The organism is Shewanella colwelliana, assembly GCF_001735525.1.
GTDB classification, from domain to species: Bacteria; Pseudomonadota; Gammaproteobacteria; order Enterobacterales; family Shewanellaceae; genus Shewanella; species Shewanella colwelliana.
This window is the reverse complement of sequence record NZ_MCBT01000006.1, coordinates 20,828-46,157: the sequence shown is the minus strand read 5'-3', so window position 1 is coordinate 46,157 and position 25,330 is coordinate 20,828. Positions and strand designations below refer to the sequence as shown.

The following is a 25,330-nucleotide window of genomic DNA, read 5'->3' as shown; positions in this document are numbered from 1 at the left end:
TAATCGATGAATTCACAATGTGTCATTATTGCCATTGCTGGTGCGTCAGCGTCAGGTAAAAGCTTAATAGCGAAAACTATTTTTGAAGAACTGTGTCGTGATTTAGGAACAGATCAAATTGGCGTTATCGCTGAAGATGCTTACTACAAGGATCAGAGCCATCTTTCGATGGATGAACGTGTACTGACGAATTACGATCACCCTAAAGCACTTGATCACCTTTTATTGAGCCAGCACCTTGAAGCGCTTAAAAATGGTGAGGCGGTCGATATTCCACAATACAGTTATACCGAGCACACCCGTATGGCTGAAACTGTCACAATGACACCGAAGAAAGTGATCATCCTAGAAGGGATTTTGTTGCTGACAGATCCGGTACTGAGAGAGAAGATGGATGCAAGCGTATTTATGGATACGCCATTGGATATCTGCTTTATGCGCCGATTGACGCGAGATGTTGCAGAGCGAGGTAGAACCATGGAGTCAGTGATGCAACAGTATACGCAAACGGTACGACCTATGTTTCTGCAATTTATTGATCCATCGAAGCAATATGCCGATATTATCGTTCCTCGCGGCGGTAAAAATCGTATTGCTACCGATATCCTCAAGGCCAGAATTCAACACCTGTTAGCAAAATAATAGGGCTGGGAGTTCAAAAGGGATGCGTTTGACTGAAGTTGAGGTGAAATCCAGTGTACATGGCACAATGGTTATAGAGCCGTGTTTTGATGCTGATGCCATTAACTGTGTCGGTGTAGATATCATATCAGGCGAACAATTCCCCGTATCTCAATACAATACCGTTTCTTCAGTCGATTTCAGTGGTCTGATTGAAGCGGTACATATGGCACTTGAGTATGTGATGAGTGATAAAATGGTTATCTCTGAACGCGATGCGTTATGTTGGTGTCCCGCTGAGGTGGCGTTAACTATACCCAATGCAAACGCCATCTTGTCACCTGATACCACATGTTTTGCTAGGACAAGTCATGTCTGATATGTGGATTAATGGCATTCGCCAGAATCTTATCAGTGGCAGTGATAGAGGCCTTGCTTATGGCGATGGGCTTTTTGCGACAATGCGTTGCGGCGAAACGGGGATCAAATTTCGGCAATTGCACCTTGAGCGTTTGTCCCAAAGTGCACAACGCCTTGGTTTTGTGTGGCAAGCATCGCCAGCACTGCTATTGCAACTTGATGAGATAAGCTCGCACAGTTTTGTCCAGTTTGGTCAAGACTTCTGCATCAAATTGCTGATATCACGCGGTTCAGGTGGGCGGGGATATCAAGCGCCACAGCAGCCAGATATCAGTGAAATCGTATCGGTCCACGCAATTCCCGCGCACTACAGCACTTTGCAACAGCAAGGTGTTGCACTGCAAACGAGTCCGATAAGGCTGGCCAAGCAACCTCGTTTAGCGGGCATGAAACACCTAAATCGTTTAGAACAGGTGTTAATAAAATCTCAAATGTTGGCCGCAGGCTTTGATGATTGGTTGGTACTCGACAGTGATGAAAAGGTCATAGAGTCCTCGATGGCTAATCTATTTTGCATCAAAGATGAACAAGTCGTTACCCCTGCGTTATCGGCGTCAGGTGTTGCTGGAGTGATGCGTGAGCAGCTTATCTATTGGTTGAACGACGCTGGTTACTGTGTGCAGATGCGAACTGTCGATGTCGCAGAACTTGAACAGTTTGATCATCTATTTATTAGTAATAGCCTGTTTGGCGTGATAAGCGTTAATCAGGTTAATCAGTTTCATTTTACGTCGAGTCCGATAGTGAGTCGAGCAAGGGAAGCGTTGTCATTATCACTATGAGAAAATTATTAATAGGGGCTTCGGCCTCACTGTTTACGTTATTAACGATTGCAGCTATCGGCTTGTATTGGGGCTATCAAAGTGTCGTGAGTTTCAGTCAGGCACCACTCAATATTGATGCCGAGCAAGAACTGGAGATTAAACGTGGTAGCTCATTCCATCAGGTTTCCGCCACACTAGTTGAACGTGGTGCGATCAACGATTTGTGGAAATTAAAGTTACTGGTTAAGTTACGTCCAGAACTGAGCCACATTCGCAGTGGCCTATATCAGATAGAGACCACCGATACGGTGTCGAGTTTACTTGATAAGTTAACCCAAGGTCGAGTGATGGTCTTTAATGCTACGCTGATTGAAGGTAAGACGATTAAAGAGTGGCAGGCCGAGCTAAAGCAGCTACCAAGAATAAACTGGCAAGATGATGTTTTTAACATAGTACTTAAAGCGAATGGCGACGACTCAGGACTGCCAGAAGGAAAATTCTTCCCAGATACTTATCACTACTCAGCGGGCGATGAACTGAGCGTGATTGTTGAGCAAAGCTATCAAAAAATGCAGCAGCAATTAAAGGTAGCATGGGAAGGGCGAGATAAAGATATCCCACTAGCGTCACCCTATGAGTTATTGATCATGGCGTCAATTATCGAAAAGGAGACGGGTAAGGCGAGCGAGCGCCCGTGGATATCGGCAGTATTTACTAATCGATTGCGTAAAGGGATGCGATTGCAGACAGATCCGACTGTTATTTACGGCATGGGCGACCGGTTTGACGGTAATATTCGTCGAAAAGATCTGCGTGAAATGACCCCTTTTAATACCTACCGCATCAATGGCTTGACTCCAACACCGATAGCCGCACCCAGTGGGGCATCATTGCTGGCCGCCGCGCATCCTGCCGACGTGGATTACCTTTATTTCGTATCAAAAAATGACGGCAGTCATATATTTTCTAAATCACTGGCTGAGCACAATCGCGCAGTCAACCAGTATCAGAGAAATCGATGAATAGACCTAATAACGCTAAATTTGTCGTCATTGAAGGGTTAGAGGGCGCAGGAAAATCCAGCGCTATCGCTTTAGTGAGAGACTTCATAGAAAAACATACCGCGCAAGCACCAGTATGTACGCGTGAGCCTGGTGGCACCCCACTGGCAGAGAAAATGCGTGATTTGGTGAAGATTGCCGACGACACAGACCCTTTATGTGACGAGTCTGAATGCTTACTGATTTATGCTGCACGTGCTCAATTAGTCGCCAACGTGATCAAGCCAGCCTTGAATCAAGGTCAATGGGTATTAGGGGATCGTCATAATCTATCTTCGCTCGCTTATCAAGGTGGTGGACGGGGGTTAATGTCATTGGTTGAGGCGGTCAGTGATGCAACACTAAAGGGGTTTAAACCTGACTTAACCATCTATTTGGATATCGAACCAGGCTTAGGCCTACAACGCGCTGCAGATCGTGGTGCACTTGACCGTATTGAGCAGCAGGCGCTTAGCTTTTTTGAGCGAGCTCGTACGACCTATTTAGCGCTTGCTGAAAGCGATGACACCATTGCGGTGATCGATGCAAGTCAAAGCATGGCGGACGTGCACAAAGATATCATCTCTTTGTTGCAAGCCCAGCGGTGGTAGGATGAGCGACATTCCTTGGTTGTCACCCGTTATCGATCAGTTTACGCAACAGGTTATGGCGGGGGCGAATGGTCATGCTTATTTAATCGGCATGCATCAAGGTTATGGCGCATGGTCGCTAACACTTGCACTGGCAAAAATAGCCTTATGTCTATCACCAACGCCTGACGGCGCATGTGGTCATTGTAAGGCATGCTTGTTGGTGGCCGCAGATAGCCACCCAGATCTTTACAGTGTTGAGGCCGATGGTAACCAGATTAAAGTCGATCAAATCCGAACACTGTGCAGCAGTTTGACCTCGACAGCACAACAGGGTGGCCGACGCGTAGCTATCATCAAAAGCAGCGAAAAGCTAAATACTGCAGCGGCAAATGCACTGCTTAAAACACTCGAAGAACCCGGCCGTGACACACTGATTTTTTTGCAAACGGACACACCCAGCAGGCTAATGGCAACAATTAGCAGCCGCTGTCAGCGGTTACATTTTCAATTGCCTTCGCCTGATACGCTTAGGCATTGGATCGCTGCACAAATAACGTGTGATCACGACGTAACTTGGTGTTTACCCGCGATGGGTGGACCCATTGAGTTACTTAGTGCTTTGCAGAGCGAACGTTACCAGCAGCTGCTTATGTATCGAAAAGGTTGGATACAAAGTTTGTCGTCTGGGCACCTGTGTGCTAGTTTAACTAATATAGATGAAAAGCAAGTTTCTGATGCGCTTAAGGTTTTATATCTGGTTTTACGATATAAATTGGTTAAACAGAAAAATGCTGATGCCCTAGTTAACGTGAAGTTAGTGACATTTGCAGGCCAAGTGATGGAGACCTATCATCGTCTTAACACTATGCCAAACGTGAATGTGATGGCGGTTTTTCAAGCGTTTATATTAGAGTATGAGTCGCTAACAACAAGATAAATTAATATGGTCGATCTCGTGATTAATTTTGATACCTTACATCAGCTTTATCGAGCCTACATGCCGTTTATTCAGCCTGCGGGCTTGTTTGTGGCGACGACTGAAAGTCACTATTTAGGCCAAGAGATTTCAATTGCCTATCAGCTACCGGGCTCAACAGTACGCCATGAGTTTCAAGGCGTGGTTGTGTGGATTAACCCGCTGGGCGCATCTGGTGGACGACCTGCTGGTATTGGGGTTAAGATCATCACTGACGCTCCCACCCATAAGCATCACATTGAGAACCTCCTTTCAAGAGAGCTTTCCTCTAGCGATTTGACCTGCACTATGTAGCTCTGTATTCTTTGCCTCCTTTTTACCGTTAACTTGGATACTCGCAGTGCTCATCGATTCACATTGCCACCTCGATAGGCTAAAAGCCGCGCCCGATCAACTCAGTTTACGTCAGCTCATTGAACAAGCTAAATCTCGCGGCGTCGATTACTTTTTATGTGTCAATGTTCGTCAGCAAGGGTTTCGCGCCATGCAGGCGAAAATGGCCGAGTTCGAGCAGATTTTTTTATCGGCAGGTGTTCATCCGTTGGATGTCCAAGATGGCTTAGATACCACGAAAATTCACGACTACCTTAACGATCCCAAAGTGGTCGCAATTGGTGAGACTGGGCTTGATTACTTCTATGCTAACGAAACTAAAGCACTGCAACAGCAATGTTTTGAGCAACAGATCGCCTTAGCCGTAGAGGTAAATAAGCCGCTTATTGTGCATACTCGTGATGCAAGAGAAGATACCATCGCTTTTTTAAAACAAGGGCATGCTGATAAAGTAGGCGGTGTACTGCACTGTTTTACTGAAAACTGGGAGATGGCCAAAGCCGCCATTGATCTCGGTTTCTATATTTCGGTTTCTGGTATCGTGACGTTTAAAAATGCCGGTGATTTACGCACCGTTATCCGCAAGGTGCCAAAAGATAGGTTGTTAGTTGAAACCGATGCGCCTTATTTGGCGCCCGTTCCCCATCGTGGGCAAGAGAATCAACCTGCATATGTTCGCGATGTGGCTGAATTTGTTGCGCAGCTACGTGGTGAGTCTTATGAAGAGCTAGCCGATTACACGTCTAGTAACTTTTTTAGTCTGTTTAAAGATGCGGCGAAGTTAGTCGGTCGATAAATACAGGCAAGAAAAGACACGCAAAAAAAGACCCAAAACTATTCCAATTGTTCTGGGTCTAGGGGAATGGCTCTTTTCAGAGCCGTGCGCTACTGTTTGAGATGTTACCTCGAATGACTCTCAGAACTTTAGTGTAGTCAAGGCAGGCAGTAGCGCATGAACTGTTTGGATTTTAATTACTTTCATTTGTAACAAGATGTTTCATTTGTTGGCGTCGTGTCTCTGCTGGCAAATTTACACGATGTTTGGCATCGAAGAACTTATCTTATCTTTAACGAGATCTCTGGGTAAGCTGTTTTTCAGCTTATTGCCCAAGTGTTTCACCACGCCTATTGGGACGTTGTGATAACAGACAATGGTTTCACCTTGCGGCGTAACTTTTTCGTCTAACATGATGTCTCGTCCCATCAGAAACTGTGTTGCTTGTTTTTCTGTTAATGGATAACCCAAATCAGCTCGTCCAAGTGCGACAATGGCTTCGTGGCGTACTTTAAATCCTTTTTTAATAGCATCAGCCAGCTTTAAACCAATCCGTTGAAAACGCATTTTGCCGATAAGTGATTCAACATTATATGGAAACAACCAATATTCATCGTCGCGACTCATGATGAGTCCCATACCATCGAGTTCAATATTAAAACTCTGTTTAAAGTATGCATGAATGGCGGCTAACTGCTTGGTGCTAGTCTGGTTAAATGGAAAATTTTTCTGTGGCTTAGGGGCAGGTTTGGCACGCTCGATATCCATCGTTTTTCGAATTTTGGCGATAAAGAAACCTTCACTGTCATAGATTTGTGGCCAAACATGTAAAAAGCCTTCTGAAGTCAATGCTTTATTTGCACCCGGAAACAAATCGGCTAATGATTCAAACTCAACAGCATCACCGTAGCGTTGTTTGAGATAGTTACAAACAGCTTGATTTTCGGTGGTGTTAAGTGTGCAGGTTGAGTAAACCAAGCTGCCACCCGTTTTGAGTGCTAAAAAGGCTGAGTCAATTAGATCACGTTGAGTGGCTGCAATCGCTTCAATTTCAGCATAGTCCCAATGTTTTAACGCATCAGGGTCTTTGCGTATAGTGCCTTCACCGCTACAAGGGGCATCTAGCAGCACGGCGTCAAAGGTATCATACAAGTACTCACCGAATACGCGGGCATCAAAATGGGTGAGGGCACAGTTTTTACTGCCCATTCGCAATACGTTGGCATGCAGCACTTTTACCCGGCTGGATGAGTATTCATTAGCAACTAACAGGCCGTTGTTGGTCATCATTGCCGAGAGTTGAGTCGTCTTTGAACCTGGTGCTGAAGCCATGTCTAGCACTGTTAACTGACTCGCATCGTCAATGGTTTTTGGAAATAACGCGTGGGGAGGCAGCATTGAGCTCGCCTCTTGGATATAAAACAGCCCTTGAATGTGCTCAATGGTATTGCCTAACTGGATTTGACTATCCGTTGTGATCCAAAATCCATCGTCGCTCCAAGGGATGGGTTCAAATTGCCACCCTTTGGCGGTCATCAGCGCAGTAAAATCTGCTGAGGATATTTTAAGGGTATTGACCCTTATAGAGGGTCGAAGTGGCAATGCACTGAATGCGATAAAATCTTCCATCGTAAGATGAGGTGGAAGATCTTTAGCGATACTGTCGATAAAATTTTGATTTAATTGGACCATAAGAATGAAAAACAAGATATTGTTATGGTGCAGTATATCACAATCGGTGATCGGCCTTTGATTAAAGGTTAAGTGAAGGAGTTTGCGTGTTAAATCGGATATGGGTGGCATTTTTTGTCACTGCATTAGCGGCCATTATGGTGCAGCTTTTCATGGGACATTGGTCTGTTTTAGCTGATGCTGTCAATGCACTATTTTCCAGCGCTAAGCTTGCCGCAGAGATTGCACTGGGTTTAATCGGGGTGTTGGCGTTGTGGATGGGCCTTATGCGAGTGGGTGAGAAAGCTGGGGTCGTCAGTGTATTTGCTAGGCTGTTTGAACCCTTGCTCAGCAGGCTAATGCCTGAAGTTCCTCGAGGCCACCGAGCTTACGGTAGTGTTACCATGAACCTTACTGCAAATGTACTGGGGCTCGACAATGCTGCTACACCATTAGGACTCAAGGCTATGCAAGATCTGCAGCAGCTTAACCCTAATAAGTCTGTTGCCACTAATGCACAAATTCTATTTTTAGTCCTCAATACGTCCTCAGTAACCTTAGTGCCCGTGACCGTTTTTTTGTACCGGGCACAGCAGGGCGCGGCGGCACCAGCAGATATCTTTCTGCCAATTTTGTTAGCGACAACCGCTTCTACATTAGTTGGCATACTTGTGGTCGCCTTGTTTCAGCGCATCTCGCTACTTAATAGCGTCATACTTGCATACGGTGGTCTATTTTTTGCGGGGATTTCTGCTTTAGTTTTTTATTTAGGCACACTATCGGTAGCCGCGATTGGTGAGCTATCTACGGCGCTCGGCAACGGCATACTCTTGTTGTTGGTATTTAGTTTTATTCTTGTGGCTGGGCTTCGTAAGGTCGCTGTTTACGATGAGTTTGTGGCAGGAGCCAAAGAGGGATTTGAACAAGCAATTAAGTTGATCCCCTATCTATTGGCCATGTTATTAGCCATTGCGCTCTTACGTGCCTCTGGTGCGTTAGATTATCTGTTGAGTGTTATCGCTGCACTAGTTCAGTTACTTGGTGGTGACACGCGTTTTATTGACGCTCTGCCGACAGCCATTATGAAACCTTTTAGCGGCTCTGGCGCACGAGCGATGATGTTAGAGACTATGCAGCATCATGGTGTTGACTCCTTTGCTGGTCGCTTGGCTGCAATTGTTCAAGGCAGTACCGAAACTACATTCTATGTATTAGCTGTCTATTTTGGAGCCGTAGGTATACGAAACGGACGTCATGCCCTTGCGTGTGGACTAACTGCTGATATTGCGGGGATTTGTGCCGCTATCTTTGTTTGCTATCAATTCTATGGCTAAAAATCTATTAGCATGAATTGTTGCCTAATGTCGGGGGCGAGTGATATGAGAGGGGATGATTGAGCTCTGTTGAGTGATGGAGAGTGCTACAGTCGATGGTTAAGTCATGGCGAGTGTGCCATAGCGTTTTATGGCACACCCAGGTTAATCATTAACAGACGTTAGAATTGATAGCTCACTGATAACATTGGGCCAATAAAGCTGTAGTAGAGATTATAATCGGCGATTTTTGTATCGATGCGATCAGCATTATGATGAAAATCTACATCAACTTTGTAGTAGTTAAAGGCGGCTGTCATATGCCAGTTTTCAGTTATCTCCGCCTCTACCCCCGCTCTTATATCGACAAGGCTGCCTTTAACGTCATCAAGCTCAATGTAAAAGTACTGTGCATGAGCATTAAAGACAAAACCAGGTACAAACTCATAGTTACCAAACAAGCCGATATCAGGTAGCGGTGCAGTGACCTCTTCTTCGACAAATTTAGGGGTTGAAGTTGAACCACATTGCTCAATATTCTCCCCTTCGATACATACACCTATGTCACCGTCAAAAGCGGTTTTGATGAACATGGTATGCAAGCCAATGCTCACGCCTAAGTCGTAATTGTTGCCCTGATAGAAGCGATAGTTGTATCCCAGGCGAGCGATATCGATATTTAAGGTAGTGTCTAAACGCGCTCCAGCTTGAATGTCATAAACTTTGTCATTGAGAGATACTTGAAAAGGGACGGTGAGCTTTTTTACTTCGGCACTACGATGTAACTGCTTCCAGTCTAGATAAACAGAGTGCTTGCTATTGAAGTGGTGAATAACCTCAAAGAAAGGTAAAAACTGTGACTCTTCTAATTTCAAATCTTTTTCAAAATCGATTTTGAAGTCTTCACCTCGTAATGGATCTGTAACATCCATGCTGGAATTTGAGTTGGAGTAGAAGCCACCAACGCGAATAATCGTTTTACTGGTGTCGGTGGTGTTTTGAATGACGGGTGCATTATCGCTTTCTGCTGCGGTGGCGGAAAAACTGAGTAATGCCAATGCGACTAATGTAAAATATTTGGCTGCCAAAGAGGACCTCATCAAACTTTAATTATTATAACTATCTGATTTTTATCTAAATGAATATTTAAGCGTTAATCATTCTATCAGGATATTTCTAATTGTGAATGATTTGTATCAATAAATGTCAATAAAGGCTGGGAATTTTGTAAAAGCAGGAGGGAGATCGCGGTAATTGGTGCGCAGTTAGGTTTACCCACTACGCACCGATAGAACGCTTAGAAGTAATGAGTAAAGAGAATGACAGCCCAAGTAACTCCGCATAACGCAAGGCTCATAAACACCGCAGCAGAAGCGATATCCTTAGCTTGACCACTTAGTGGGTGAATTTCATCGCCAATTCTATCTACCACAGCTTCGATGGCTGAGTTGAGTAGCTCGACAATGAGTACGATAAATAGCGTCATGATAAGCAGTAGGCGTTCAACGGTAGGAACATCGACTAAGAGTGCAATAGGTAGCATTACCGCTGCAAGCATTAACTCTTGTCTAAAGGCTGCCTCAAATTGCCAAGCTTGTTTTAACCCTTGCATAGAAAAACCAGTGGCTCTGAAAATGCGTTTAATTCCGTGGTTATTTTCCGGTTTCATAGTATTCCAGTGAAAAATGGCTAACAGTTTAGTAGCGCAAAAAGTGATTTTGGCAAAAGTATAACATCACTATAACGACCATGACATTGACCTTTAACCAATTGGTCTAAACTTACTTAGTTCATGTCAATGTTGCTCATGGAGGAGCCAATGAAAATCCTATCATCTATCTTTGTTGTTTTACTGACAAGCTGTTTAATGTTTTCGGCGAAAACCTTTTCTGAGTCACCAAGCGTTAAAAAGCCTTCACTTCAGCATGCTGCGGCATCTTCTCCTCAACTGCCAGTGTCACAATACTTAGCGAGCGAAAAACTCGATGGTGTTCGCGGGCGCTGGACTGGACGTCGTATGTTGACGCGAAGTGGGCGAGAGGTCGCCTTACCAAAGTGGTTTACCCAGGAGTTTCCCTCCAGTGCACTTGATGGTGAGCTATGGATAGCGCGAGGTAAGTTTGATGCTGTATCGGCATTAGTGCGTCATCACTCTCCTGACCAAGAGCGCTGGCGAGCCGTTAAATTCATGGTCTTTGATTTACCTCATTCGGCATTGCCCTTTGAAAGGCGCTATCAACTGTTGTTGCAAAAATATGCCAATCTATCGCCCTATTTGAAAATAGTTGAGCAACGAAGTTATGACTCGATGGCGCTACTTGACGAACAGCTTAGCGCTTTGGTCAAGCAAGGTGCAGAGGGGATGATGTTACATCGTAAAACAGCATACTATAGCGTGGGGCGAACCATGGATTTGGTTAAGTTAAAGCCCTATGAAGATGCTGAAGCCATTGTCGTTGCCCACCTGCCGGGAAAGGGAAAGTATTTTGGTATGTTAGGTGCATTACAGGTCAAAACCGATGACGGACGCATATTTAAACTTGGCAGTGGTTTGAGCGATGAGCAACGACTGCATCCACCCGAAATTGGCTCAACCGTGACCTACAAATACTATGGTTTGACTAAAACAGGCTTACCTAGGTTTGCTACGTTTCTTAGGGTAAGGTTAACGCAGTAAATACAATGGTAGATAGGGAATATGACTAGAATTACATCGGTACTTTTTATTTGTATGGGAAACATCTGCCGCTCGCCCAGTGCTGAAGCGGTATTTAGGACAAAGGCGCGGGAGCAGGGGGTAGAGATAAGCAGTGATTCAGCCGGCACGATCGCTTATCATCAAGGTGAAAGCCCTGATACCCGTGCTAGAGCTGCAGGTGAGCGCCGTGGATTTGATTTCAGTGGCATCACAGCAAGAGCTGTAACCAATGATGATTTTGAACAATTTGACCTTATTTTAGCGGCTGACGAAGCAAATTTAGCCGATTTGAAACAGCGATGCCCGGCGCATCTGCAATATAAACTTCGCTTGATCTTGTCTTATATTGATGGTGGCTATACAGAAGTGCCCGATCCCTATTATGGGGGAGATAAGGGGTTTGAATTGGTTTTGGATCTCTTGGAGCAGAGCTGTGATGCGCTGATAGCCAGCCTAAAATGAGACTGCGGGTACTTGGCCCCGCAGTCTCACATTAAATAGCTTAATCGTTATTGTTGTGACGCACGCCAGAGCGTTTTAGCCTTTCGGCTTCGAGCTTAGCCTGTTTAATGGCCTCTTTCTCTGTCAATATTCTCGCCACTTCAGCTTTTTCAATCTCAGCCATTTCGGGGGTCTCTAATGATAGTAACCCGATTTTCCCTGAGCGATATTCATGCAACAAAAGCTCAGAAGCTTTGTGCAGGTCGATGCGCCCACCTGGTCTTAACGCACCACGTTTACGGCCAATAGCTTCCAGTAGCCCAATGTCGTCTTTAGGTAACGCTTTAAGCTTGTAACGTTCAAGCATTGCATCTGGATAAGCCTTAAGGAAATATTCGGCGGCAAACATGGCTACGTCTTCATATTCCATCGCGGTATCTTTGATTGCGCCAGTTACTGCTAAGCGGTAGCTACTAGACTCATTGTCTACTTTTGGCCATAGAATTCCGGGTGTATCAGAGAGAACGATACCGTTTTTTAAGTTTATTCGCTGTTGTCTTTTGGTCACGGCGGGCTCGTTACCTGTTTTAGCGATAACGCGTCCTGCAAGGGTGTTGATGATGGTGGATTTCCCCACGTTGGGGATACCCATGATCATGGTGCGGATATCTTTTTCTGTTGTATCTCTACTCGGTACTAATTTACGGCATAAATCGGGGATTTTGCGCACTTGGCTTGCTTGTAAGGTGGTAATTGCCATCGCTTTTACACCTTGTTCAAGCTCCAAATATTCAACCCATTTTTGCGTGGTGACAGGATCGGCTAAATCTGATTTATTTAATAGCTTGATACAAGGCTTATCACCGCGAAGTGTTTTGACCATTGGGTTTTCACTGCTAAAGGGAATACGGGCATCGAGCACCTCAATCACGAGATCGATTTGAGGCATAACCTCTTCAATCTCTTTACGCGCTTTGTGCATGTGACCGGGATACCACTGAATAGCCATGTTATTACTCTACCTTTAGCTGAAGTTGGCGGGATTTTACCTTGATATGTCAGAAAAATCACAAATAAAAAGCGCCAAATGGCGCTTTTTATTAAGAGACTTAAGGCTAGATGACCCCAAGTTCTCTTAAACGTTCCATCAAGTAACTGTCTGCAGTATAGCGCTCAGACAGCACAACTTCTGGCTTTGGGTGTAAAAACAGCGGTAGCGAGATACGTGAGCGACTTGTATCTGTGCCTTTAGGGTTAACTACTCGATGGGTTGTAGAAGGGAAGTAGCCACCCGAAGCCTCTTGTAACATATCACCGATATTGATGATGATATTGCCAAAATCACTGGGTACGTCTAACCATTCACCAGATTTAGTTTTGACTTGTAAGCCAGGTTCATTGGCTGCTGGGAGTACGGTTAATAAGTTAATATCTTCATGTGCGGCAGCACGGATAGCACCCAATTCTTCGTCACCCGTCATTGGTGGATAGTGAAGGATGCGCAGTAGCGTCTTATTGCTGTCTTCAATCATTTTGGGTAGGGCGATGGAGTAATTGACTGCAACATCGGCTGGCGTATGGGCTTCGACCCAAGAGAGCAGTTCTGCGGCGAGCGCGTTGGCTTCTTGGTAATACTTGAGGATATTACTGCGTAAACTGTCAGGAATACGACCCCATGGGTAAACGTGATAGTACTCTTTAATATCTTTAACGCTATGGCCTTTGGCTGTTTCTGAAATTTCAGCAGGGAAAAAACCATCTTGAGTCTCTGGTTTAAACAGAAAATCGTGCTTATCTTCACCGTTGAAAAAAGCCTGCCATTCTTGGTAGATACTTTCTACTAGCTCTTTGTTAATTGGGTGGTTAGACAGTACACCAAACCCAGTTTCTCTTAGTGACTCCACGAAGCGCTGAGCACTATCGCTTGATTGGTAATCAATTGTTTCTAATTTCATTTTTTTAATTTCTTGTTATTAAACCCCAGAGCAAGTTTACCTATGGACTTAACCTAGAGCAAATAAGTGTGAGGTAAATCACGCTACGATTGTTTGTGTTAAAGATTGATGGTTAGGTCTGGGGGGGTTAATCATTGCTTATTCAATCATTAGCGTAAAAACAGGGGGTTAAAAATTAGTGATTTGAAATATCAGAGTTAATTACTCGGTCTTTAATCTGGTATCTTTAATCGTAATAGGTTGGCATGAATGTGGGCTTAGTCGTAAATCGTAACGTACTAGGTCAATAGAAAGTTCGCTGTAGAGGTTGAGAAATAATGCGTGAGTTAACTGAATTTGAACAATATGTCATTGAAGACAAGGGCACCGAACGCCCATTTAGTGGCGAATATGACAAACATGATGCTCAAGGTGTATATCACTGTAAGCGTTGTGACGCACCACTATATCGTTCGGAGCACAAGTTTAATGCTCATTGTGGCTGGCCAGCGTTTGATGATGAAATAGCGGGCGCCGTCACGCGACGGGCTGACGCTGATGGTCGACGTGTGGAGATTGTCTGTAGCCAGTGTCAGGGACATTTAGGCCATGTGTTTGAGGGCGAATACCTCACCGACAAAAATATTCGTCACTGTGTTAACTCAGTGTCCATGGTATTTAAAGGCATTGAAGCGAACACCGCGTCGACAAATGGTTTCGCGACATTAGGTGGTGGTTGTTTTTGGTGTTTAGAAGCCATTTTTTCACAACTAAAAGGCGTGATTGCGGTGCGGTCTGGTTATAGCGGTGGTGATGAAACGACTGCTAATTACAAAGCGGTTTGCAGTGGACAAACCCATCATGCCGAAGTGGTGCATATAGAGTTTGATGAAGCGGTGATTGGCTTTAAAGAGCTACTGGAAGTCTTTTGGCAGAGCCATGATCCCACCACATTGAATCGTCAAGGAAATGATGTCGGTCCACAGTATCGTTCGGTGATTTTTGCCCATAATGCCGAGCAGATTGATATTGCCAGTGAGATGATCGCCAGACTGACTGAGTCCAAGGTTTGGGATGCGCCCATTGTGACCGAGTTGGTGGCCTATAAAATCTTCTACCCGGCAGAAACCTATCATGATGATTATTATGCAAACAATGGCCAACAGCCCTATTGTCAGATGGTTGTACGCCCCAAAGTCGATAAGGTGAAAGCACTGTTTAAGGACAAGCTAAAGAGTGAGGGGGCTTAACAAAAAAAGGCGCTTAAAGCGCCTTTTTACTGGGTCATGACCCCTTGTTAATGGTTACGAATCTAATTTGTCGTCTGCCACTTTATAATGTGGATCTTCGATTAGGTTCACTTCAACCAGATCACCAGCCTTATGCAGAAGCTGTTTACAGTCATGACTCAAGTGACGTAGGTGCAGTTTTTTCCCCGCACTGACATAACGCTCGGCTAAGGTGTCGATAGCATCTAATGCAGAATGGTCACAAACTCTTGAGTTCTGGAAGTCTACAATCACATCTTCAGGATCAGTTTTAGCATGAAACAGCTCAAGGAAGTCTGCTACTGAACCAAAGAATAGTGGGCCATTAAGTTTATAGACTTTCCAGCCATTGTTATCTTCACTAATTTCAACATTAATGTGTTTAGCGTGTTCCCATGCAAACACCAGTGCCGATACAATTACACCAACGAAGACAGCAAAAGCAAGATCGGTAAATACGGTGACAACCGTGACTAATACGATGACAAATGCATCATGCTTAGGCACTTTTCTCATCACATTGAAACTAGCCCATTCAAATGTACCGAGTACGACCATAAACATTACGCCGACTAACGCTGCAAGGGGGATCATCTCAATAAAGGATGAGCCAAAGAGAATGAATGCAAGTAGGGCGAGCGCGGCAGTAATACCCGATAAACGGCCTCGTCCACCTGAGTTGATGTTGATCATGGACTGACCTATCATCGCACAACCACCCATAGCGCCAAAGAAACCACTCGTGATGTTACCGATACCTTGGCCAACACACTCTTTGTTGCCTTTACCACGAGTGCCCGTCATTTCATCAATAACCGTTAAAGTCAGTAGTGATTCAATAAGGCCTACAGCCGCTAGGATAAAAGAGTAAGGCAAAATGATGTAAAGTGTTTCTAGGTTAAAGGCGACCGATGGAATTGAGAACGTCGGCAAAGAACCAGCAATCGTGGCGTTGTCATCACCACTCATTGATTTAAGAAAGTCCAATACAGTACGGGTGTCTAAATCCAGCAACACAACAATTGCTGTAACCGTTAATATTGCTGCCAAAGAGGAAGGAAATGCGGTGGTCAGTTTAGGCAAGAAGTGAATGATTGCCATGGTTAATGCAACTAGTCCAAGCATTAGCATAAGCTGGTCTTGTGGTAACCAACTTAATATCCCATTTGCATCCGGAGCCTTAAACTGCCCAAGTTGTGCCAGGAAGATAACGATCGCTAGACCATTAACGAAACCTATCATCACAGGGTAGGGAACGATACGAATGAATTTACCTAGTTTGAGGAGTCCAAAGCTGACCTGGATCAGTCCAGCAAGGACAACAGCAGCGAAAAGGTACTGCACGCCATGTTCAGCGACCAAGGCTACCATGACGACAGCCATCGCACCTGTCGCACCAGAAATCATACCAGGGCGCCCGCCAATCAGTGCGGTAACTAATCCCATAATAAATGCGGCATATAGACCAACCATCGGCTCTACACCTGCGACAAATGCAAATGCAACTGCTTCAGGAACAAGTGCCAAGGCTACAGTTAACCCTGAAAGTAAATCAGCTCGGTGGCTGGCGGTTTTGTGACGAATAAGATCGAACATTTAGCCTCTGTTGTATATTTGTTATTTGATTGGTGTGCGGCCGCGCATACTAGCAAAATTTTGACCGCAATAAAATAAAAAGCCATGCATTAGAGCATGGCTTTTAGGGTTTATAACGCTAATTATAAACTAGGGACGAGCCATTTCCGAATCGGCACTATTGCCGCGAGTCGCAGAGGTTTTCACTTCTTTCGACTCTGTTTCATATTGGCGTCCAGCAGGGACTTCAACGTGTTCTCTGCTCTCAACTGTAGGCTTGGTCGTGGTCGATGTCACCATAGAACCAAAGCGACTGGTGGCAACCTTAGGGGTTGCAACGGTTTCAGGTGCTACCGCTACCTGAGCTACCACATTAGCCGTAACAGGAATCGCTGCCACAGGCTTGGCAATGGCCGCAGGTTTGGCCATCGGTGCAGATGCTGAGGTCGCTTCAGCTACGTCGACTGATTTTGCCTTGGTCTTGACCTCTGGCTGAGCTTTAGTGTCGACCGTCTCAGTGATAACCGCTGTTTCGGCAGGAGCGTTCACTTTAGCTTCAACAACTGGCGCAGGTTCAATCTCTTTGGCTGTGACCTCAACGATATCAGCATCAGCTTCAACAACTTCAACCTTTTCAGGTTTAGCTGCTGCAACGTCGGCAACGATTTCTGTTACTGGTTCAGCCGCAGGCGCTTCTACCGCGAGAGTTTCAACTTCAGCGACAGGTTGGTCAGCGACTTCGCTGCTTTGCGCTTTAGCGGGAGCGCTAGCAGTGGAAGCGGCAGAAGAGGAAGACGACACACGGCGCTTAGCTTTTGCTGGTGCTTGTGGCTTCTCTTCAACCTTAACCTCAACCTCGACGCTAGCATCGACGCTTACCGGCACTGCAGTGGTTTGCGTCTCTGCAACCGTTGTTGTGTCGACTGCGGCCGCATCGGCTGATGCTTGTTCAAAATCTTGATCAAGTACTGGTGCAGTTTCTACGTCATTGGGGATAAAAGCAGGTTGCGTTGGTTCACCGTTCGTTTCACCATTAGGCTCTTCGTCACGACGTCTACGTTGTCCAGCGGCTCTTAAGTGACGCGGACTACGACGGCTACGACGTTGGCCATCTCTAGGCTCGCGTTTACCTTCGCTATCTTGCTCGTCAGCCTCTGTTGCAACGGCATCAACAGTTTGCTCTGCAACGGCTTCAGTTTCAACCGTACTGGCTTTTGCTTCCGTATGAATAACGGGTTTTGGTTCGGTCGATTCAGTCGCTTCTGCTTCAACACTAACATCGGTGCTTTGCGTGTCAGACTCTGCAACTTTCTCCTGTTTTGGCTTTGCTTTACGTGGCTGACGGCGAGTGCGGGTAGATTTGCCTTCACTCTTAGGTGCAGACTCTTCAGCCGCTGTATCGGCAGGAGCGACTACTTCAGCTGTTTGCGCCTCTAGTGCTAGCTTTGCTTCTTCAGCTGCTTGCTGTTCAGTTTGAACTCGTACTTTTCTACGCATATTTCTGCGTTGACGACGTTCGCGTGCAGCTTCTTGCTTAGGTTGCAACTCTTGCGAATCATCCTGCGACTTTTGCGCTGGACGTGACTTTGCATCATCACGCTTAGGCCTTTTAGTCTCATTACGGCCCTTAGAGGCGTTGGTGTCATTCGCTTCATTTCTAGGGTTGCGAGTGCGCTTGTTGTCGTTTGACTTAGACTCATTGTCCTCACGCCCTTTACGGTTGTCATTGCGACTGTCGTTGCGGCGAGTGTTACGACGACCATTTCGGTTTTGTGTATTACGACGTGGTTGTTCTTGTGTCTTTTTCTCTTCTTGTTTTGGTTCGTCAGAACTGAAGAGTTTGCCGATAGCTGACAGCAGTTTGGAAACTAAACCAGGTTCAGCGGTTTTTGTTTCTGCTTTTGGTGCCGTTTTAGGCGCTGGTGTCGGCGTTGAATCTGCTTCTGTTTTAACTGGTGCTGCAAAACCTTTCAATGCTGGTTCTGGCGACGCTGCACGTTCTAGCTTACGTGGTTCGTAAAGTTTGCTTTCTGGCTGTTCGAGTAGTTTATAGCTCGATTCGCTGATCTGGTCATCTTTACGATGACGCGTCACACGGTAGTCTGGCGTGGTCATGTTTGGATCTGGGATCACATAGACCTCAACATCGTGACGCTGCTCGGTAATACGAATGGCTTTACGTTTTTCGTTAAGCAAGAAGGCTGCGACATCAACAGGTACTACCGCTTCGATTTGAGAAGTGTTCTCTTTAATCGCTTCCTCTTCCATTAGGCGAAGAATCGACAGTGCTAATGATTCAGTGCCGCGGATAGTGCCTTGGCCATGGCAGCGAGGACATAAGTGTGCAGCAGACTCTTCAAGCGAAGGACGTAGGCGCTGACGAGACATCTCCATTAGGCCAAAGCGTGAAATGCGTCCAAGTTGAACGCGTGCTCTGTCGTGATGTACTGCGTCACGCATTCTGTTCTCAACTTCACGTTGATGTCTGACTGGCGTCATATCGATGAAATCGATAACCACAAGACCACCTAAATCACGTAGGCGTAATTGACGCGCAATCTCGTCTGCGGCTTCTAAGTTGGTATTGAGTGCCGTTTCTTCGATATCGCCGCCTTTTGTCGCTCGGGCTGAGTTGATATCAATTGACGTTAACGCTTCTGTTGGATCGATAACAATTGAGCCACCAGATGGAAGTCGCACTTCGCGTTGGAAGGCCGATTCAATTTGAGTTTCGATTTGGAAATGAGTGAATAGTGGAACTTCGGCTTCATAACGCTTAATACGGTCGACAAAGTCTGGACGAACTAATGCAACATGTTGCTTAGCTTGCTCATAAATGCGCTCATGATCGATAAGAACTTCACCCACGTCGCGACGTAAATAGTCACGAATCGCACGCACTATGACGTTGCTTTCTTGGTGAATAAGAAAAGGAGCTGGACGGGTCTGTGCTGCTTCTTCAATAGCAGCCCAATGGTGCTGAAGTACCTTCAAATCCCACTTTAGTTCAGCCGCATCTTTACCTACACCAGCAGTACGCACGATGAGCCCCATTCCTTGAGGAACATCAAGCTCAGACATAGCCGCTTTAAGTTCAGTGCGCTCATCGCCTTCGATTCGACGAGAAATACCGCCTGCACGAGGGTTGTTTGGCATTAAGACAAGGTATGAACCTGCTAGGCTGATAAACGTAGTGAGTGCCGCGCCTTTGTTGCCGCGCTCCTCTTTATCAATCTGCACGATAACTTCTTGGCCTTCTTTGATCACCTCTTTGATGTTGGGGCGACCTTGGAAAGAATAACCTTTAGGGAAGTATTCGCGAGCAATCTCTTTTAATGGCAGGAAACCATGGCGTTCAGCGCCATAATCCACAAACGCTGCTTCAAGTGAAGGCTCTACTCGGGTGATTTTACCTTTGTAGATATTGGCTTTTTTCTGTTCGTGACCAGGACTTTCGATATCTAGATCATACAGTTGTTGCCCATCAACTAGGGCTACGCGCAACTCTTCAGATTGAGTCGCATTAATTAACATCCGTTTCATGATGACGTATTTCTTCTTAAAATAGGGTCATCAAACCAAGCTATTTCGTTGCATTACGGGCTCAGAGTTAGTCATTAAAGCCTCACGGCTTTAAGTCTGAGCAAGGTGCGCAATTTATGTAAGACGCATTCGCTGCGTGTCGCATCCTATTTATGGCTTATTTTTTAATGTTCTAAAAACAAGGAATTCGTTGTAAAACGTCAACCAACCCCATAAATTCTAATGTACTTTCCGGTAATGCCAAAATCGATAAGCGTTCGTCTGACGACAAGTTAAAATTAAACTTCGAATTTGGGGCGCTATTCTTGGAGAAACCACGTTGAAATGTGGCATTAATACTGTGTTTAGTTGTTCAAACTCGTTTTCTCGGTTTATTTTAATGCAACAACTTGCAAATCAATGGTTTGCTACTCAGTAAAAATGTCTTTTAGTCTCCGCTCTTCACGCATGCTGTGGGGGTTTTATGAACACTTTATTCATCTTTTATCCCCAATCGCGTGGCAAATATAGCAACAATCCATAAATTCAGCAAATGGAAAGGCACAAAAGTTATTAGATGTTGTACAATACGCAGCTTGAATGACACAAGGCGCAGTATGAATAATCCACAAACTCCTAGTAAGGTTGAACTGGTCACCATTGATGAAGACCATTTAGGCCAACGAATCGATAATTTTCTCGTGACGAAGCTAAAAGGCGTTCCTAAAAGCATGATTTATAGAATCGTGCGTAAGGGAGAAGTGCGGGTCAATAAAAAGCGAATTAAGCCAGAATATAAACTTCAGGACGGTGATGTTGTTCGCATTCCACCTGTTAGAGTTTCTGCCGGCGATGATAAGCCTGCGCCAAGTGCAAAGCTTACCAAGGTGTCACAACTAGAAGAACGTATCGTATTTGAAGACAATGCGTTAATTGTGCTGAACAAGCCGTCTGGTATTGCTGTACATGGTGGCAGTGGTGTGGATTTTGGTGTGATTGAAGCGATGCGCTCACTGCGTCCTCAGCAGAAGTTCTTAGAGCTTGTGCACCGCTTAGACAAAGAAACATCCGGTGTGTTGTTGATTGCTAAAAAACGCAGTGCGTTAAAACACTTGCATGACCAACTGCGTTATAAAAAGATGCAGAAGGATTATTTTGCACTAGTAAGAGGTGATTGGCAGTCTCATGACAAAGTTGTCAATGCGCCGTTACTTAAGCTCACGTTGAAATCTGGCGAACGTATAGTGCGGGTTAATCAAGAAGGTAAGCAGTCGGAAACGCGCTTTAAGATTAAACAGCGCTACAAAGGGGCCACGTTGGTGCAGGCAAGCCCTGTTACTGGAAGAACCCATCAAATTCGTGTGCATTGCCAATATACTGGCCATCCTATCGCTTGCGATGATAAATACAGTGAGCAGAAGTTTGATGATTCAATGCGGGCGCTTGGGCTTAATCGACTTTTCTTGCATGCGGCGCAACTTAAATTTACCCATCCTATTACCGAAGAGGTGATGCAGGTAAAAGCACCACTAGATAAGGCGTTAGAAAACCTGTTATTGAAATTGGAAAGAGTATGAATCGTTACGACTTAGTCATTTTTGATTGGGATGGCACCTTGATGGATTCGGTTGGAAAGATAGTTGCGTGTATGCAGCAGACCGCCAACCTACTTGATATGGCTATCCCTAGCGAAGCATCTATTCGAGATATCATAGGCCTATCAATGAACGAGGCGCTCAATGTGCTTCATCCTGCGGCGTGTGAGGTTACGCGTCAGCAGATGATAGATGTGTATAGAGAGCAGTATTTACAGCTTAATCAAACACCAAGCCCTCTGTTTGATGGTACAGAGCAGTTACTGCTGACATTAAAGAAGTCAGGCCATCACCTTGCGGTAGCAACTGGCAAGGCACGAGCGGGGTTAGATCGTGTGCTGAATGAAACTGGCTTTAGACAACATTTTAATGCCAGCCGCTGTGCAGACGAAGCACAAAGTAAGCCGCATCCACAGATGTTGTCTCAGCTACTTGATGAGTTAAAGGTAGCCCCTAATCGAGCGGTCATGATTGGAGATTCGATTCACGATCTCAATATGGCCAATAATGCGGGCATCGACGCGATTGGCGTAAGTTACGGGGCTCATAGTGCTGTAAAGCTAGCTGAGGCGTCACCCGTAGCTATTGTGACCAGTCCAATCGCATTACTTGACGTGATTTTGCCGGCTAAATAGACTTTGCGTAGACTCATTTAGCTGCTTTTTACGTTTGTTGCTGTACATGGATTTATCTGCCTGGCAAATGAGTGCTGAGATATCACGCTCATCAGGCGGTATCCAGTAGTAGCCCATACTGGCCGTTAAACGCAGCGAACTGCCATTTAGGCTAACTTGTTCATTTAGTTGGTGGTTCAGAGTGTCGCAAAACTGCACTAGCTCTTGGTCGCGTGACTCAATATCCTGATGAGCGAAGTTGTGTACGATGATAAACTCATCCCCGCCGATCCGCGCCACAATCTCACTAGTATCACACATTCGATTAAGCACATTAGCGACTTGCTGCAACACCTCATCGCCTGCCAAATGGTCATAACTATCATTGATTTCTTTAAAGTTATCTAAATCAAGATAGATGATGGCTAATGCTTTTGTTGTTTGCGGGGTATTGATAAGGCTTGAGATCCGCTGAAACAGTGCTAACCGGTTAGGTAATGATGTGAGCGCATCGTGAAAGGCAAGGTATTCGGTTTGTTGCTTTGCTTTTTGAATCTCGGTGATGTTGTGCGCCGATACGATACTGCCTAATACTAACCCTTGTTCATCAATATAGGGGTTGTGGTGGACATTTAAATGCAATGGCTCATCTAAGTGAGGAGGGTGGATGAGTGTTTGGGTGTGCACAGATTGCCCTGATAAGCTGGCATCTAATAAAGGTTTTAGATGGTGGGTAAAGACCTCTTCTCCATGAAGCTCTCGTACGTGTTTTCCTATGATGTCGTTAGCGGAGCAGTCAAAGAGCGTTTCATAGCCCTTTGAGACGACTTGATAGCGGTAGTTGCTATCAACGAAGGACATCAATTGTCGTGTTGAAGCGATCATTTGTTTATGTACGGCCAGCTCTCTAGCGATGAGTAAGCGCTTATATTCAATCCCAATTCGTTGGGCGAGTAACCTAAAAAACTCGCGAGATTTAGTGCTCTCACTTTGGGGCAGCGGATCCATGACAAGTATATGGCCAATGGGAAATCCATCGTTGTCGAGAATCAGTTCAGCCTGATAACTGACCGCGCCAAGATCCTTAATGAGCTGAAAGTTGGGAAATCGCTGTTGTAAATCATTCGGGTAGATAAGGTGCGTGTCAGGATAGCGCATCTGGTAGATGATTTCGCACGGAGAGCCTTCTAGATTGAACTCAAAACCTGGGATACTCTGCTTTAAGTCACAAAAGGCAATTACCTCAGCCATCCCTTCATTCGCTGAAGGGCGTCCGAATGCCGCCCAACGACACTGGGTGACCAGCGCTAGGGCTTTGAGGGCGCGTTGGAAAAATCGCTCATCGGTACAGGGGGCTGCCAGCAATGCTAAGGCTTCTTCTAAATCCGTCATCTAGATACTCATTGTTGTTTTCTATAGACCTCCATGTCATTACTGTTCTGTTTTCACCTCATCAAGGTACAGCAATTCTTTGTTAACGCGAGCCTGATAGCTGCTGTTTTACTCATAATGCGGTGGTTGTCAGCCGCCGTGACCCGTGCTCACTCATTTTTAGCGCTTGACTCTGCGAGTACGTCAACACCGAAGCTGGATAGCATCTCTACTAAGGTGATGAGTGGCAAGCCAATCAAGGTGTTTGGGTCGCGCCCTTCTAGTTGGGTAAATAGGCTGATACCCAAGCCCTCACATTTAAAGCTTCCTGCACAATAGAGGGGTTGTTCCTGTTTAATATAGTAGGTTATTTGCTCAAGGGTTAGTTCTCTAAAGTGGACCACAAAGGGTTCATAACGACTGTTCATCTGCTGGGTAGCAATATCATACAGGGCGATACCAGTATAAAAGGTCACCGTTTTTCCCGATACGCTTTGTAGCTGGGCGATAGCATTTTCTGTCGTTAATGGTTTGCCTACGATTAGGCCATCAACAACTGCAACTTGATCAGAACCAATAATCAAACCCGTTTGCCAATTCGCTGCACATGCCATGGCTTTTTGTTCGGCTAACCTTACGACTAATTGTGCTGCACTTTCATCGGAGAATGGCGTTTCATCGATATTTGGCGAGCAGGTTTCAAACGGGAGACAGAGCTTTTCTAATAATGCTTTTCGAAAAGGGGAGGTTGAAGCCAAGATAAGCGGTTTATTCATTTTAAAACCTTTTATGGAATGGAAGTTAAGTAGGCGTTTTGTGACTCAATAGGACCAGCCTAGTTGGTATTATTGTACCTTTCTCCCATAATGAGTACACAGGTGTTGGGTTCTATCGCAATTAGTCAGCCAATACTTGCATGAATGCTTCTATTTTAATCGTTGGGGGCTTGAGTATCCATCTGTGCTTGGGTAGAATTTTGCCTCCGACAAATTTTGATATTTCGATGAGTTTTTAGGGAATCGTTACCTTGATCGTGAAAGGGACTCATTTTTCCTTTGACTCGGAGTAATTCAAACTATAATATGCGCGCCTTATGCAAACAGTAAAGATACCGGTTTCAATTGATCCTAACCGCGCGGCGGCAAGTAAGCTTTCTTATGAAGGTTTAATTCCTGGTGTGCAGTTAAAACGATTAAATGAGTTATGTGCCGGCGACTGTTCCAATGTGGCAGTGTCGCTTGAATGTGGCGAAGATATACAGGGGATAGTCTACCTGAAAGGGAAGGCTGTGACGGAGCTCACTCTGAATTGTCAACGTTGTATGACACTATTTACCACTGAGGTTACGGTCGACTTTTGTTTTAGCCCTTGCGGGTCTGAGGCAGAAATCGATGAGCTCCCGGATGCGTATGACCCTATTGAGTGCGATGAAATAGGTGAAGTTCGTCTGCATCAATTGATTGAAGATGAATTAATTGTCGCTATGCCTTTGATTCCGATGCATACAGAAGAAAGTTGTAGCAAAGGCGATCAAGATATAGTTGTAGGCGAGATTGAACCCGCTCAAGAGGAGCGTCCAAATCCGTTTGCAGTGTTAGAAAAACTGAAGAGCAAGTAATCTAGGAGACAGGTCAAATGGCTGTACAACAGAATAAAAAATCTCGTTCAAAGCGCGGAATGCGTCGTTCACATGATTCATTGAGCACTGCTCAATTATCAGTGGATGCAACGAGTGGTGAGTTACACCGTCGTCACAACGTGACAGCAGACGGTTTCTACCGTGGTCAAAAGGTTATCAACAAGTAA

General features: G+C 45.3%; 25 protein-coding genes. 16 read left to right on the top strand and 9 right to left on the bottom strand.

The window, feature by feature from the left end; genetic code table 11:
- Positions 1-6: 6 nt before the first annotated feature.
- From udk to BEL05_RS02320, 8 genes are read left to right on the top strand one after another with little or no spacing between them, the layout of a single operon-like run.
- Positions 7-642, top strand: coding sequence for a uridine kinase (gene udk / locus BEL05_RS02355; RefSeq protein ID WP_028764813.1), 636 nt, complete (start codon positions 7-9; stop codon positions 640-642).
- A gap of 22 nt (positions 643-664) precedes the next feature.
- Complete coding sequence (locus BEL05_RS02350) at positions 665-1,000, top strand: hypothetical protein (RefSeq protein WP_069670148.1); 336 nt, start codon at positions 665-667, stop codon at positions 998-1,000.
- Positions 993-1,823: an aminodeoxychorismate lyase gene (gene pabC, locus BEL05_RS02345; RefSeq protein ID WP_069670147.1), complete on the top strand. Its 831-nt coding sequence runs from the start codon at positions 993-995 to the stop codon at positions 1,821-1,823. Before BEL05_RS02350 ends, pabC begins: the two co-directional genes overlap by 8 nt.
- A complete protein-coding gene (gene mltG, locus BEL05_RS02340; protein WP_069670146.1) occupies positions 1,820-2,827 on the top strand; it encodes an endolytic transglycosylase MltG in 1,008 nt (335 codons plus the stop codon). The genes pabC and mltG overlap by 4 nt, the downstream gene beginning before the upstream one ends.
- The gene (tmk, locus tag BEL05_RS02335) at positions 2,824-3,456 is read left to right on the top strand and encodes a dTMP kinase (RefSeq protein ID WP_028764816.1); all 633 of its coding nucleotides are present in this window, start codon (positions 2,824-2,826) and stop codon (positions 3,454-3,456) included. Before mltG ends, tmk begins: the two co-directional genes overlap by 4 nt.
- 1 nt (position 3,457) lies before the next feature.
- On the top strand, positions 3,458-4,375 hold the full coding sequence (holB, locus tag BEL05_RS02330; RefSeq protein WP_069670145.1) for a DNA polymerase III subunit delta': 918 nt from the start codon (positions 3,458-3,460) through the stop codon (positions 4,373-4,375).
- A gap of 6 nt (positions 4,376-4,381) precedes the next feature.
- Positions 4,382-4,708, top strand: a complete 327-nt coding sequence (locus tag BEL05_RS02325; protein ID WP_028764818.1) for a PilZ domain-containing protein — start codon at positions 4,382-4,384, stop codon at positions 4,706-4,708.
- Between the two features lie 46 nt (positions 4,709-4,754).
- Positions 4,755-5,543, top strand: a complete 789-nt coding sequence (locus tag BEL05_RS02320; RefSeq protein ID WP_028764819.1) for a TatD family hydrolase — start codon at positions 4,755-4,757, stop codon at positions 5,541-5,543.
- A gap of 234 nt (positions 5,544-5,777) precedes the next feature.
- Here BEL05_RS02320 and rsmF read toward each other — a convergent pair whose 3' ends face one another.
- On the bottom strand, positions 5,778-7,214 hold the full coding sequence (gene rsmF, locus BEL05_RS02315; protein ID WP_069670144.1) for a 16S rRNA (cytosine(1407)-C(5))-methyltransferase RsmF: 1,437 nt from the start codon (positions 7,212-7,214) through the stop codon (positions 5,778-5,780).
- A gap of 86 nt (positions 7,215-7,300) precedes the next feature.
- Here rsmF and BEL05_RS02310 point away from each other — a divergent pair, with 86 nt between their 5' ends.
- A complete protein-coding gene (locus BEL05_RS02310) occupies positions 7,301-8,527 on the top strand; it encodes a nucleoside recognition domain-containing protein (RefSeq protein ID WP_028764821.1) in 1,227 nt (408 codons plus the stop codon).
- A 161-nt stretch (positions 8,528-8,688) separates the two neighbouring features.
- Here BEL05_RS02310 and BEL05_RS02305 read toward each other — a convergent pair whose 3' ends face one another.
- Both BEL05_RS02305 and BEL05_RS02300 read right to left on the bottom strand, forming a co-directional pair.
- A complete protein-coding gene (locus BEL05_RS02305) occupies positions 8,689-9,510 on the bottom strand; it encodes a hypothetical protein (RefSeq protein WP_245686924.1) in 822 nt (273 codons plus the stop codon).
- A 293-nt stretch (positions 9,511-9,803) separates the two neighbouring features.
- A complete protein-coding gene (locus BEL05_RS02300) occupies positions 9,804-10,175 on the bottom strand; it encodes a diacylglycerol kinase (protein ID WP_028764823.1) in 372 nt (123 codons plus the stop codon).
- 150 nt (positions 10,176-10,325) lie between these two features.
- On the opposite strand from BEL05_RS02300, the gene BEL05_RS02295 reads away from it, so the two are divergent.
- A complete protein-coding gene (locus tag BEL05_RS02295) occupies positions 10,326-11,183 on the top strand; it encodes a DNA ligase (protein ID WP_081730734.1) in 858 nt (285 codons plus the stop codon).
- A gap of 21 nt (positions 11,184-11,204) precedes the next feature.
- Complete coding sequence (locus tag BEL05_RS02290) at positions 11,205-11,666, top strand: low molecular weight protein-tyrosine-phosphatase (RefSeq protein WP_028764825.1); 462 nt, start codon at positions 11,205-11,207, stop codon at positions 11,664-11,666.
- A 40-nt stretch (positions 11,667-11,706) separates the two neighbouring features.
- Here the strand turns inward: BEL05_RS02290 and ylqF are convergent, their stop codons facing one another.
- Positions 11,707-12,654: a ribosome biogenesis GTPase YlqF gene (ylqF, locus tag BEL05_RS02285; RefSeq protein WP_069670143.1), complete on the bottom strand. Its 948-nt coding sequence runs from the start codon at positions 12,652-12,654 to the stop codon at positions 11,707-11,709.
- Between the two features lie 106 nt (positions 12,655-12,760).
- A complete protein-coding gene (locus BEL05_RS02280) occupies positions 12,761-13,600 on the bottom strand; it encodes an isopenicillin N synthase family dioxygenase (protein WP_028764827.1) in 840 nt (279 codons plus the stop codon).
- Positions 13,601-13,917: 317 nt separating this feature from the next.
- Here BEL05_RS02280 and BEL05_RS02275 point away from each other — a divergent pair, with 317 nt between their 5' ends.
- Positions 13,918-14,829: a bifunctional methionine sulfoxide reductase B/A protein gene (locus BEL05_RS02275; RefSeq protein WP_069670142.1), complete on the top strand. Its 912-nt coding sequence runs from the start codon at positions 13,918-13,920 to the stop codon at positions 14,827-14,829.
- Between the two features lie 54 nt (positions 14,830-14,883).
- Here BEL05_RS02275 and BEL05_RS02270 read toward each other — a convergent pair whose 3' ends face one another.
- Both BEL05_RS02270 and rne read right to left on the bottom strand, forming a co-directional pair.
- A complete protein-coding gene (locus tag BEL05_RS02270) occupies positions 14,884-16,443 on the bottom strand; it encodes a SulP family inorganic anion transporter (protein WP_028764829.1) in 1,560 nt (519 codons plus the stop codon).
- A 129-nt stretch (positions 16,444-16,572) separates the two neighbouring features.
- Positions 16,573-19,965 carry a ribonuclease E gene (rne, locus tag BEL05_RS02265; RefSeq protein WP_069670141.1) on the bottom strand — a complete coding sequence of 1,131 codons (3,393 nt, stop codon included), beginning with the start codon at positions 19,963-19,965 and terminating at the stop codon, positions 16,573-16,575.
- 596 nt (positions 19,966-20,561) lie between these two features.
- Between rne and rluC the strand changes: the two genes are divergently transcribed.
- Entirely contained in the window at positions 20,562-21,521 is a 960-nt protein-coding gene (rluC, locus tag BEL05_RS02260) for a 23S rRNA pseudouridine(955/2504/2580) synthase RluC (protein ID WP_028764831.1), read from the top strand.
- Entirely contained in the window at positions 21,518-22,174 is a 657-nt protein-coding gene (locus tag BEL05_RS02255) for an HAD family hydrolase (RefSeq protein ID WP_069670140.1), read from the top strand. The genes rluC and BEL05_RS02255 overlap by 4 nt, the downstream gene beginning before the upstream one ends.
- Here the strand turns inward: BEL05_RS02255 and BEL05_RS02250 are convergent.
- A complete protein-coding gene (locus tag BEL05_RS02250; RefSeq protein ID WP_069670139.1) occupies positions 22,145-23,545 on the bottom strand; it encodes a sensor domain-containing diguanylate cyclase in 1,401 nt (466 codons plus the stop codon). The two genes, BEL05_RS02255 and BEL05_RS02250, sit on opposite strands and share 30 nt — an antisense overlap.
- Before the next feature lie 149 nt (positions 23,546-23,694).
- A complete protein-coding gene (locus BEL05_RS02245; protein WP_069670138.1) occupies positions 23,695-24,300 on the bottom strand; it encodes a Maf family protein in 606 nt (201 codons plus the stop codon).
- Between the two features lie 317 nt (positions 24,301-24,617).
- Here BEL05_RS02245 and yceD point away from each other — a divergent pair, with 317 nt between their 5' ends.
- Both yceD and rpmF read left to right on the top strand, forming a co-directional pair.
- Positions 24,618-25,142 carry a 23S rRNA accumulation protein YceD gene (yceD, locus tag BEL05_RS02240; protein WP_028764835.1) on the top strand — a complete coding sequence of 175 codons (525 nt, stop codon included), beginning with the start codon at positions 24,618-24,620 and terminating at the stop codon, positions 25,140-25,142.
- Between the two features lie 17 nt (positions 25,143-25,159).
- Positions 25,160-25,330 (top strand): 50S ribosomal protein L32, encoded by a 171-nt coding sequence (gene rpmF / locus BEL05_RS02235; protein WP_020913118.1) that lies wholly within the window; start codon positions 25,160-25,162, stop codon positions 25,328-25,330.

Bases quoted from the DNA above. Each gene is read 5' to 3' on its own strand.
- udk (WP_028764813.1), top strand. From the start codon at position 7: ATGAATTCACAATGTGTCATTATTGCCATTGCTGGTGCGTCAGCGTCA.
- BEL05_RS02350 (WP_069670148.1), top strand. From the start codon at position 665: ATGCGTTTGACTGAAGTTGAGGTGAAATCCAGTGTACATGGCACAATG.
- pabC (WP_069670147.1), top strand. From the start codon at position 993: ATGTCTGATATGTGGATTAATGGCATTCGCCAGAATCTTATCAGTGGC.
- mltG (WP_069670146.1), top strand. From the start codon at position 1,820: ATGAGAAAATTATTAATAGGGGCTTCGGCCTCACTGTTTACGTTATTA.
- tmk (WP_028764816.1), top strand. From the start codon at position 2,824: ATGAATAGACCTAATAACGCTAAATTTGTCGTCATTGAAGGGTTAGAG.
- holB (WP_069670145.1), top strand. From the start codon at position 3,458: ATGAGCGACATTCCTTGGTTGTCACCCGTTATCGATCAGTTTACGCAA.
- BEL05_RS02325 (WP_028764818.1), top strand. From the start codon at position 4,382: ATGGTCGATCTCGTGATTAATTTTGATACCTTACATCAGCTTTATCGA.
- rsmF (WP_069670144.1), bottom strand. From the start codon at position 7,214: ATGGTCCAATTAAATCAAAATTTTATCGACAGTATCGCTAAAGATCTT.
- BEL05_RS02300 (WP_028764823.1), bottom strand. From the start codon at position 10,175: ATGAAACCGGAAAATAACCACGGAATTAAACGCATTTTCAGAGCCACT.
- BEL05_RS02295 (WP_081730734.1), top strand. From the start codon at position 10,326: ATGAAAATCCTATCATCTATCTTTGTTGTTTTACTGACAAGCTGTTTA.
- BEL05_RS02290 (WP_028764825.1), top strand. From the start codon at position 11,205: ATGACTAGAATTACATCGGTACTTTTTATTTGTATGGGAAACATCTGC.
- ylqF (WP_069670143.1), bottom strand. From the start codon at position 12,654: ATGGCTATTCAGTGGTATCCCGGTCACATGCACAAAGCGCGTAAAGAG.
- BEL05_RS02280 (WP_028764827.1), bottom strand. From the start codon at position 13,600: ATGAAATTAGAAACAATTGATTACCAATCAAGCGATAGTGCTCAGCGC.
- BEL05_RS02275 (WP_069670142.1), top strand. From the start codon at position 13,918: ATGCGTGAGTTAACTGAATTTGAACAATATGTCATTGAAGACAAGGGC.
- BEL05_RS02270 (WP_028764829.1), bottom strand. From the start codon at position 16,443: ATGTTCGATCTTATTCGTCACAAAACCGCCAGCCACCGAGCTGATTTA.
- rne (WP_069670141.1), bottom strand. From the start codon at position 19,965: ATGAAACGGATGTTAATTAATGCGACTCAATCTGAAGAGTTGCGCGTA.
- rluC (WP_028764831.1), top strand. From the start codon at position 20,562: ATGAATAATCCACAAACTCCTAGTAAGGTTGAACTGGTCACCATTGAT.
- BEL05_RS02255 (WP_069670140.1), top strand. From the start codon at position 21,518: ATGAATCGTTACGACTTAGTCATTTTTGATTGGGATGGCACCTTGATG.
- BEL05_RS02250 (WP_069670139.1), bottom strand. From the start codon at position 23,545: ATGACGGATTTAGAAGAAGCCTTAGCATTGCTGGCAGCCCCCTGTACC.
- BEL05_RS02245 (WP_069670138.1), bottom strand. From the start codon at position 24,300: ATGAATAAACCGCTTATCTTGGCTTCAACCTCCCCTTTTCGAAAAGCA.
- yceD (WP_028764835.1), top strand. From the start codon at position 24,618: ATGCAAACAGTAAAGATACCGGTTTCAATTGATCCTAACCGCGCGGCG.
- rpmF (WP_020913118.1), top strand. From the start codon at position 25,160: ATGGCTGTACAACAGAATAAAAAATCTCGTTCAAAGCGCGGAATGCGT.